Here is a 10,288-nt window from a genome sequence, read left to right as displayed (position 1 = left end):
GCAGCGTATGATCTCGCTGCCACCCCGACAGCACTGCGCGGGGACACCGCCAAGGATGCCGCTGTGACCCCAATTCATCGCACTGAGTGCCCTGTGTATCTGATCCCTTTCCTTGCGGATGACAGGAGCCAATGGGAGCAACTTTACGGGCCTTCTTCAAAGGGTTGGCCTCACCGCGATGATATCCTCAGAAAATACAGAAGTGACCTGGCAGACGACTTAATAAAAGTTTTCGGCCCCATCTGCTGTTACTGCGAGAGCTATGCGCATCGAGGCAGCGGCGCCATCGAACGCTTCCGCCCCAAGGCCGGTGTGCGAGGAGAACCGCACTACGCACACCTGCAAGCGGACTGGCGTAACCTATACTGGGCCTGCCCGGTATGTAATCGCTACAAATCAAAACGCTTCCCGCAAATGGGCCATTCGTGTCCAGATAGCCCGTACTTGGAAACAGTAACGGTCGAAAGGCCAGGCCTAATCGATCCCTGTAGTGATGAGCCCGATCTCCATCTTAAGTTCGAGTCCAACGGAATCGTGCTTCCGCTTAGTGATCGTGGAAAAATCACGATTGACTTGCTAGATCTCAATCGTCGGCAACTGGTGCAAACCCGCCGCGAGCAGGCGGTTTTGATGACAGCGGGTAAACCTAGCTGGCATGAGGAAAGCGACCATCGCGCACATGCCGCTCTATGGCGTCAGCTCTCGGCTGAGCTCAGCAGGACTTCATGGGAATTCCCGAGACCCATCGTGGATGAGCGTGAGGATGAACCTGCAACTTATGAGGCTGCTGCACCGACCGAGCGGATTGATACCGAGACCAAGGAGGGCATGGACTCCTACCTGACGAAAGCCCAATACGTTACGCGGCTTGAGACCAAAAACTTTGGGCCCATCGACCACCTGGATCTCAACCTAGAAGCACCCGGCGCGTCGAGCGCGCCCTGTTACGCGTTGCTAGGTGAGAACGGAGCGGGAAAGAGCACGGTGCTGAGGGCTTTGGCACTGGCGTTGTCCGGCGAGGCGTATTCGAAAGCACTTCGTCGCACCAGCAACAAACTTCTGGCTACGGGATCCTACGAGGGTTCAGTCGTCGTCACCTTGGTGGGTGGCGATCAGGTCTCGATGACCTTCACTCGCAATAAGAAGATCCGGTTCAGCAACGAGCACTCTCGCTCGTTGGTTGTGGCGTATGGGGCCACGCGTTTGCTCGCAACCAAGCGCCACAAAGCAAAGCCCGGAAAAGACCATGCGAAGATCGATAACCTGTTCGACCCGTTCCTCCCGATCACTAACCCATCAGAGTGGCTGGTAAGCCTCGATCGCAAGCGCCTGGAAGAGGTCAACGAAGTACTGCTCAGGTTGATGCCGAAGGATCATCAGGTGAAGGTCATCATTGCTGCCGATGGCTCCTTAAGTCTCAATGTTGGCGGCATCGAAGGGCGCCAGCTCCATGAGCTGAGCGACGGGTACCAGTGCATGATCGGCATGGCTGTGGACATCATGCAGGTGCTCTCGCTATCCGGCGCCGCGCTTGATTCGGCAGAAGGAATAGTCTTGATCGATGAACTCGGTAACCATTTTCACCCGGCCTGGCGACTCCAGTGTCTGCCGGCGCTACGGGAAGCGTTCCCCGGTGCCCAGATCATCTACAGCACTCATGACCCACTGTGCCTTCGTGGTTTGAAGGAAGGTGAGGTTGCAGTGCTGCGGCGGGACAGGCTGAACCATATCTACGCGCTCGAAAACCTACCCACTGTGTCCAAGCTCAGGGTTGAGCAGCTCCTTACATCAGAGCATTTTGGACTGCGCAGCACAGTGGATCCTGAGCTCGAAATCAAGATTCAGACTTATGAAGAGCTGTTGAGCAAGCCGGAGCGGTCTGTCGAGGAAGAGCAGTCGCTTGCCGAGCTGGTAGCGGAGCTAACGGACACTCGTTACCTCGGCGGCAGCCGTCGAGAGCGAATGGCTCTGCAGATGCTGGACGCTACAGGTGCGGTCGATATTCCTGCGGAAGCGGCTGCGAATGTACAGCTCTTTACTGACTCGACTGTGTCGAAGCTCAAATTCCTCATGCAGCAGGTCACGCCATTGGCTGGCCGGGTAGAGAGCGGGCAATGATCAAGGTTGAGCGCCCTAAGGGTAGTACTCCTAAAGGTTTAGTCCGGAAAGGGCTCGCAGAACTGAGGAAGCACCGTAATCTCGAACCTAAAGAGCGAAAATTCAACGCGTACTCGGCCGATCCAGTTAAAGAGAAGCTGGCGGAATTATTCGGGCGCAAATGTATGTTTTGCGAATCGCTGTTGGCGGGTAGTCAGCCCGGTGACGTGGAGCACTATAGGCCAAAGGGAAAGGTGGTTGTCTACCCCAAGACTGATGATGCGCCTGCACAGGTCGCACCTGGATATTATTGGTTGGCAGCTAAGTGGCCAAACCTTCTTTTGTCCTGCGCTGACTGCAACCGCCCGAGGACGCAGGATGATTGCGATGGCAACGCGAGGGTGATCGGGAAGGCTAACTTCTTCCCTCTTGCTGATGAGACAAAGCGAGCGTCTGGGCCTTGGTTTGTTCTCAGGGAAGAACCGTTGCTGCTGAACCCCTGCATCGATGATCCTGCCGACCATCTTGTATTCCTGGATGATGGGCGCGTGGAGCCGCGATTGATTGATGGAGAGCCGAGCCCCAAGGGTAAAGCCAGCATCTATTACCTTGGACTAGCCCGTGCGGAGCTGCTGCAAATGCGCGCACGCCATGCTCGCATGGTACGCGCCGCGATTCGTCATACTGTGGATGCTTTGGAGGGACACAGAGACCCTGGCGCCGATCTGGAAGATTTGGTCTCGTTTCTCGATCCCAAGGAAGCCTATGTCGCCTTCAGTCGCATGCTGATCCATAAGCACATGAGCAAGTACATCGCAGACCTCAATCTACCCGTTTGAGGGGCTTGCTGGGCACCAAGTCAAAAAGGGGCCGCTCGGAGTTGTGAAGTTGCGTCCGTCGCATCTCGGATGAGCCTGTCGCGCAGAGGACAGACTCTGCGCAGGCGGCTACATTGAAGCGATTTACCGCGTCGTCACAGTCACCTGGGCGGCGTCAGCCCTGAGGCCTTCGAAAGTGCCTCACTTTGAGGCTGGAAAATGTCTACAGGGGCCGGGGCAGTCCAAAAATCGCATCACCGCCTACAGGCATTGGCTGTGGTGGTCATGCAATAGAATGGATATAGCCCGGCCTACTCGCGCAGACTGGAAGGCGTGAAGGTTGCCAACACATGGCTTACCTCGCCCTAGACTGTGCGCAGAACGGGGTGAATGAGCACGAGTTCGAACAATCTTGCGCCTCAGTATATAAGATGTGAAATCAGCCGGGGAGTGGAGCCTAGCCACATGGAGAAGTACACGTTTATTGATCGGTATTTTCACAGCCAGCGCGAACTGTTGGACATCCGGCATTCTGAAGAGCGGGACATCAACACGCTGTTTACCTACCTGAATAACCTCCACTCTACGGCTGATAAGCTGCTTGAGCTATTCAACTGCAGCATCAAAACTGCTCCAGAATTCAAAATGCTCCGGATTGTCAGAAACTATTTTCACCATGTCGGCGACGTCGACGAAATTCGTCTCCATGTCAAGGTCGAGGAAAATGTTCTCGTTAGCCATTCGCAACACCTTCTAATACCACTAGAAGTGCTCGCAAAAAGCGTGAAATCATTTATCGATAACACGATACCTGACGAAAAAAACAAAAATTACAAAGCCAAGTTGCGATTCGTGCAGAGGGAAATGAGTGATATCGCTGAGATCTTCGACTACGCCGCAAATCTCATGAAAGACCTCGAAATGTTCTGCCAAAAGCCTAGCCTAAGGCTTGACGGAAGGGTCTACGAACTCGGATTCGATATGTACAAATTCGTTTTCAACATTACGAATACTATTGCAGACAAATGCCGAGAAATCCCAGAGCTTCGCGAAAAGAAGGTAATCCAGGAGCTCGACTGGTCTTATCGTGCTGAAAATAACATTGGCAAACACGACGTTTTTTGCAGCCCGTCCAACGTACCAATCACCACCACCGAAGGCTTCGTATACGCCAAGGACATTGATCTGGTTCGTTAACTTGCTTGCTGTGAACCGCCTGCTTTCACAGCCCGAGGAAGCAAACAGACAAGGAGCAGCACATTGTCAGCTGAAAACCAACCAACAGAACCTGAAAACCAAAACAACCAAAACGACTCAATCAAGCCTAAAAAGGCCTTCGTGCTCACCGATGAGATGAGCCGGCGGATAGCGGAATCGGAAAAAGAGCACCGTCGTTACAAGCGTCGGGAGAAGCGGTTTGAGTTCAGCTGGATTTCCTGGTTTTGCGATGAACTCCCGAATGAAGAGGTCTACAGGCCCGCCCTGGCCGAGCGACGCAACACGCGCCAGGAAATGGCGTATCACCGGTTTCGACAAATGACGAGTTGGTCGTTCTGGTCGCGGATGAAGTCTGGCGCCGGTATCAAGCTCGCAACGGTGGGAGGTTTGGTTGCCGCATTCCTTCAGGCTGCTCCCCCGCTGAAAGGTGCAGAGTCAGCGGTCGGGCCTTTGAGCTGGTTGCTGATCGGCGGGGGCTTCTACTTGTTGGCGGTAATTTGGTTCGAGTGGAAATGTCCGGTTCTGCTAAAACGAACACTTGCTGGGAAGGATGAGTACCTTGGCGTCGAAGCGCGGCGCTGGTTGCTCGCGCTCGTTGAGGATGAATTACGACGCTGGTGGAGCGTTAAGCCCTATGAACTGGATACGGGTATAATCAAGCCAGAGTCCAGTAAACATCAGCTTGCGCTTGAAATCACTCGGCGTGGTGACATTCCAGCCTACGGTGGCTTTGGTGAATTCGCATCCGCACGGATAGAGTATGCACTTTATGAGTACGCCCAGCTGACATCTACAACGATCTGGCGAGAGGATTCCAAGCCGAACGAGTTCCAGGAACTCATGCCGGGACACCGAATTTGCCCACTCAATACACCTTTGCGTAACATCCATTTGAGTGTCATGAATGGGAGCGAGGTGAAAATGGCTAAGGTAGGCAAGGAGGGCGATTTAGTGGTGCGCTGGTTTGACGGCTCGCTGGATTTCCACTCGGAGCTACCGACGCATCGAAATCTGATGGTGTCTGCCTATGCAGAAGGGCTCATCTATCTGTTTCGCACCGACGCCTCTGCGCTGACATTCACTCGAATTATCGCGCAGTGGCAAAACACGATGCGCCCATTAAGTCGGTTTGTACTTATCAGCTTGTTCTTGGCCAGCGGAGGCTGCTTCGTATGGTTTGTTTTCCTTCAGCTGAAGATTCTGCTGCCCGGCCTTTTGTGAGCTGCTGGCTGATGAAGTTCCAGGCCTGGGTGCATGATTGAGCGCCCCATGCCAAGTTTCGGGCGGCAGTTGAGAACCTGTTGTTCCACATTCCAAGCCCGGAATCACGATCAGGCTTGAGGCGTCGTTGGGGTAACCGGCGAAAGCATTCTCCCAAGAAGCTTGTTTCGTGATTCGCCATGTGGCCGCAGACATTTCACGCCGTGGCGCAAGCTGCCCACACCCGTTCACCTGTCTGGCCTATTCGTAGTGAAGCTCGCCAAACAATCCGATCATCAAATCGCCGTCCAGAACCTCGAAAGGAAGTTCAAGATCGTCCGATGGCACGCGGGGTATGGATTTTCCGTCGTGAGGGGCGTTTTTTGTATGGCCTTGCATGCACTCGCTGATTGCTAACCGAGGAGGCAGGGCGTAGGTATTCGACGTGATGTCAGCGCGGCTTTGACAGCTCCGCTGACAGCAAAGCGCTATGGGCTAACGATTACCTTTATGTCCGATCCTGAAATGCTCTTGATGTATGAATAGCTCGTTCCTAAGACAGCCAGCTGCTCGTTCGATATTTTCTGACTTGAGATCGCTGGCTGTACGATCACAAACTTGAAAATCAGCTCGTGGTCGTGACATTTATTGCGCAGTATCTCCAGCTCGTGTGGTGTTCCTTTGAGGATTCTATCGAAGCCTTTGGGAAGCGATTGTTGGTAGCGATCCATCAATCGATCAAAGAATTTTTCGCCGGTGGATAGCCATTTCGCTGATCTGGAGGCTTGCCCGCACACCTCATAGACGTCACTGACGCGAGCCCTGGGCGCGGCCACCCCATCCGTCTGAGGGCAGTACTTGCAGTGGTAGAGGTCGATGTAGATAGCATCTTTGCTTTCACGAATTGCGACCAAGTCAGCAATTTCCCCCTTCCCATCATCGTTGAAAACGATTGTGTACTCGTCAACAATTTTGCCGTAGGTGAAACCTTGCACGGTGTCCATGCGTTGCTCCGCCCGCATGGATTCTTGGTTAATTTTTGTTGCCCCCCAATTCCACGGTTCGAGCAGGCCTACAGGCAATCTGACGTCCACACTGTTGGGTGAGTAATGGCGGTAGTTCCCATAAACCATTGACCCGTCTACTCGTAACAGGACAAGCGGCTCCGCATCTAGATAAGAATCAAATGGCATCTCTTGGGAAAAAAGAATTTTCAAGCCAGGGCAGGACGTTTTGTACCCGTCCTCCAGCAGTTTGATGGAGATTGTCGTGAGGCGACGTTCTTCGTCGTCGACGCCGGCAACATATACCGGGATGGCCAAGGTCAGCGCATCCTCGTACTCAGGTTTACCTAGCTCGACATCCAGCAGGTTGAAGCTTTCCCCCTGGAAATACAGAGCGATCTTTTGCTCGTTCTCGATCGCGATAGACTCAGGCCAGTCCGCGTAAAAAAGCCCCCTCGGCCAAGCGTCTTCAATTTTTTCAGCACGCATGACATTTTTGAGCACGTCGCCCGGGTCTATCGTTGCATCGTTGAGCTTGACCGAAATGTGTCTGCACCACTCGACCCAGTAATTGATTGCGGAGGAGTTCATTTCCCAGATCTTGCCTTTGTGCGAGCAGCCCACGGTCGTTCGTTCTCCCCCCTCGAATCCTGTCGCGAAAATATTGGATTTCTTGGCGTTACCTTTCTCAATGTCGCTGATCACCTGGTTGATATCGCGCCCTACATGCATCGTGAACCGAAGATCTTTACGGGCACGCGATAAACCTACGTTCTGCAGTTTCATGAGTTTGATATCGTGAAGTGTGCGGAAGACTGGTTCACCATGGATGCGACGAGGCTCTTTGGCCACAAGATTCAAAAAGCGTGTTGCCTGGCTGTCATCGCCAGAGGTATGGATGAATAGGGTTTTCTGGGCTTCATTGAAGAAAGCTAGGTACAAGACCCAGTTGGTATCGACGATTTCCTCGGTTTGCGCCCATCCAACCAACGTTTCTCGCCGTGTCACCGCAATGACCGTATCGGCTTCGTCGTTGATCGAAATGTAGTGGAGCGCCTCCCTGCGCCCGTCAAGGCTGCGCGCTCGCTCAGGTTTCCACTGCTCGGCAGAAATGTGATAAGCCACCGCGCTAATTTTGGGGTTTGGGTTGAGCCCGAAAATCACATGCGCATCATCACCATCGGTAAACTGCTCGGTGAAGACTTCCTTCTCGATTTCATGGGTGACTTTTTCCTGGCTCACGTCACGGATAACTGCCCCCCAGTCGGCACTCTCTTTGTAGAGCGCTGCCATCTGATGGTCAGTCTTCTGATTGGCGATATTGGCAACGAACTTGGCGTCCCCTAAAGCAGCATCAACCCTTGTCAGCCGGCCAATGAACTGGAGCGTGACAGCTGGACTGCGGTGTTGGTCATGAATTGCGGCGATTTTCAGTTCTGGCAGATCGAAACCTTCGCCAAGCATGTCGACACAGACAATGATCCGATATTTTTTCTTGACGATCTCACCCAGAACCTTGGCCTGGTTCGGTACCTTACTGTGGATCAGGACGGGAGACAGGTCGGCGTGCTGCTTATAGATCTCAAAAAGGTCTGTTGCACGTTTTTGAGATTTGGCCCGTACCAGCATCAGATGGTCGTATCCAGCCTGTAGGTCTGCCCTAAGCAACTCAACAGCCTTGTCAGCAATGGCCTGATCGGACAGATCCAGGTTGTATTCTCGCACCGGGTGAAACTCGATGCCTTTGAAATAGCCATCGAGCTGGGCGTCCCGAAGAGGGTAGTTATAGATGATCTTGCCTTCCAGGGCCAAGCCATCCTCTCGAAATGGCGTAGCCGTAAATTGGATACAGGGTTTACCCTTGAAGGCTGTTTTGATTCGACTCCAGCTGATCGCGGCAACGTGGTGGGCCTCATCGATCATAAGGTGGCTGCATGTTTCCACCAACATGCCTAGCGCGGCCTCGTCGAACAGTAACAAGGCTTGGGGAGTAGCCACAATGATGTTCGCGTATGCCAGTTCAGCAACCGCGACCTCAGACATTTTCGAGCAGATGGCAGCAACGATTGGATTGCGCGCTGTGTCAGACACAGCGCCCACTGTACGAAGCGTCTTCATCTCCGTGCACTTACCCACCAGTTGAGTCCTGAGGGCATCCGAAGGAACTAGGACTAGCGTTCTTGCCATTCTTGCGGCGATTACCAGCGCAAGCATGGTGTCGGTCTTCCCGGTGCCCGTTGGCATTACCACGGTTGCGGTAGAGTAGGGATCAACTACCAGATGACCGAGGGTTGCGTAGAGCGCAGCAAGTTGCGGCTTTCGTAGCCCAGGTGCTTTTGTCGCGGGGTCGTCAAGACTGAAATTGAAGAGATGGTCTTGCCAGCTCTGGTACACATCCGAATGCGTTATTACTACGTCGTCCATGGCAATTACCTGAAGGCAGAGTGGCTGCTAGGGTGGGGTGGCGATATGGTAGCACGCCTCCAGCAATGGCATGAGTTGTCCATCCTCAGAGGACTGCCAATCACCTTTCGGATATGGGCCAGCCAGAATCGCCTCAAAGTGGCAGGCCAAGATGGTGTCATCGATATCCAGATCTCGACTTTTGGCATAGGTGTAAAAAGCCTGGATAGCACGTAGGTGCGCTGCGGCTGTGTTGTATGCACGGTGCCTGAGCTTGAGTTGGACGCAGATGAATGTTTGTCGAATCAGTGGTTTAGACGGCTCATGAACATCTATGACATGACCTGTCGTTTAGTCCGATCGTTACCGCTCAGATGTGCTGTTCGCGTATGCCCGTTTGAAGACTAGGTAAAGCGCGCCAGTTCGATTCAGGGTGTAGCTGAGTGGTTCGACTTCGGCGTCAGAACGATCGCGCCGTCGATCACTTCTGTGGTCAGTACGTCGCCGACGCTCAATCCCAAACTGGCGAGTAGTTCAGGTGGCAAGTCGACGATGACGTCGCCACTTCCATCCGCAGGATCTTGGCATTTCACTGTCCAGCGTTGGGCTTCGGTCATGATGTTACTCACATGCGGGGATGACTCATTATGCTCGCAATATCTTTGCCGGTTGAAGCGTGCTGCTGACTGGTGATGACTTCTCTTGGCCGGTTTCTGCCCGTCACCAAGGGCAGAAATCGACCCAAAGCTTCCGGTCACATATGGCCGAAAGTGACCCTTAAATCAGTTGCAAGAATTAGAAGCAGAAACCATAGTCATCGTTTCTTGTGCTCACCTACATCACCTGCTAGACAAACAAGGGGGAGTAAAGCCAAGACCTTGCGCTTGTTGATGCCCTCTGCGCTTTGCAATCCGGCGCCGATACACCCAGAAGCTTGGAGCCTTTTCACATGAAACTACGGTCCCCACAGATATATCACCTTGAGTTGTTTGACGAGGGACCATACCGCCTTTTGTTGGACGGAGTGGCATGCAAATTCTCGAAGCCCGCGAGTACAAGTCAGCATCCAAAGCTGTACACGTTGTCAGCAGCCGGCAAACTCCTTTACGTAGGGATAGCGTCACAATCAATGTCATCGCGCCTTTCTTTTGGTTTCCGAGCGAAGGGCAAAGGCGGCTACCATGGGTACAAGTGGAAGAATCTGAGGCACAGACTGGCTCTGAGCGTTTGGACTGCTGAACACGAAGGAAAACCCACGACTCTACGAGAATTGGAAACAGTAGAGGCTGAAGTCGCGTTTCTATGCAGGCAGCAATCTGGTCAATGGCCAGAGTTTCAGCACGAGATTCACTTCTATCCTTCGCTTTCACTCCATAGGGACGCAGCCGAGGAGATTTACTCCCACGCTATTCAGCGAAGCTCCTAGTGCAGCCGCCCGCTTGCGATAAAAGCCGCTTTCGACCCAAAGCTGCGTGTCGCAGCGGCTATAGGATCAGGGGGTGATACAAAATCATTATCGAATACGTAAGCCGGCAAAGAGGAGGAGGG

The 10,288-nt window shown here is 53.3% G+C and carries 6 protein-coding genes and 1 pseudogene; 4 read left to right on the top strand and 3 right to left on the bottom strand.

Annotated features, from left to right (window positions below):
* The first annotated feature begins 93 nt into the window (after nt 1-93).
* The 4 genes from EL257_RS13500 to EL257_RS13485 all read left to right on the top strand — a co-directional run bounded on the left by EL257_RS13500 (nt 94) and on the right by EL257_RS13485 (nt 5,354).
* Nucleotides 94-2,118 carry an AAA family ATPase gene (locus EL257_RS13500; protein ID WP_126363267.1) on the top strand — a complete coding sequence of 675 codons (2,025 nt, stop codon included), beginning with the start codon at nt 94-96 and terminating at the stop codon, nt 2,116-2,118.
* Entirely contained in the window at nt 2,115-2,936 is an 822-nt protein-coding gene (locus EL257_RS13495; protein ID WP_126363265.1) for a hypothetical protein, read from the top strand. Before EL257_RS13500 ends, EL257_RS13495 begins: the two co-directional genes overlap by 4 nt.
* A gap of 444 nt (nt 2,937-3,380) precedes the next feature.
* Nucleotides 3,381-4,112 carry a hypothetical protein gene (locus EL257_RS13490; protein WP_197722583.1) on the top strand — a complete coding sequence of 244 codons (732 nt, stop codon included), beginning with the start codon at nt 3,381-3,383 and terminating at the stop codon, nt 4,110-4,112.
* Between the two features lie 63 nt (nt 4,113-4,175).
* Nucleotides 4,176-5,354 (top strand): hypothetical protein, encoded by a 1,179-nt coding sequence (locus EL257_RS13485; RefSeq protein WP_126363261.1) that lies wholly within the window; start codon nt 4,176-4,178, stop codon nt 5,352-5,354.
* 467 nt (nt 5,355-5,821) lie between these two features.
* On the opposite strand, the gene EL257_RS13480 is transcribed toward EL257_RS13485, so the two are convergent.
* The 3 genes and pseudogenes from EL257_RS13480 to EL257_RS13470 form a co-directional block, all read right to left on the bottom strand.
* Entirely contained in the window at nt 5,822-8,761 is a 2,940-nt protein-coding gene (locus EL257_RS13480) for a DEAD/DEAH box helicase (protein ID WP_126363259.1), read from the bottom strand.
* A gap of 120 nt (nt 8,762-8,881) precedes the next feature.
* A pseudogene (locus EL257_RS28270) lies at nt 8,882-9,076 on the bottom strand (hypothetical protein); the annotation flags it as partial.
* A gap of 92 nt (nt 9,077-9,168) precedes the next feature.
* A complete protein-coding gene (locus EL257_RS13470) occupies nt 9,169-9,357 on the bottom strand; it encodes an AbrB/MazE/SpoVT family DNA-binding domain-containing protein (RefSeq protein ID WP_126363257.1) in 189 nt (62 codons plus the stop codon).
* Between the last annotated feature and the right edge of the window lie 931 nt (nt 9,358-10,288).

This window comes from Pseudomonas fluorescens (assembly GCF_900636825.1).
GTDB lineage: Bacteria > Pseudomonadota > Gammaproteobacteria > Pseudomonadales > Pseudomonadaceae > Aquipseudomonas > Aquipseudomonas fluorescens_BG.
The sequence above is the reverse complement of the archived record's forward strand: the minus strand, read 5'-3'. Positions and strand labels throughout refer to the sequence as shown.

Coding starts and splice junctions, on each gene's coding strand:
- EL257_RS13470 (WP_126363257.1), bottom strand. CDS start 9,357: ATGACCGAAGCCCAACGCTGGACAGTGAAATGCCAAGATCCTGCGGAT.
- EL257_RS13495 (WP_126363265.1), top strand. CDS start 2,115: ATGATCAAGGTTGAGCGCCCTAAGGGTAGTACTCCTAAAGGTTTAGTC.
- EL257_RS13490 (WP_197722583.1), top strand. CDS start 3,381: ATGGAGAAGTACACGTTTATTGATCGGTATTTTCACAGCCAGCGCGAA.
- EL257_RS13480 (WP_126363259.1), bottom strand. CDS start 8,761: ATGGACGACGTAGTAATAACGCATTCGGATGTGTACCAGAGCTGGCAA.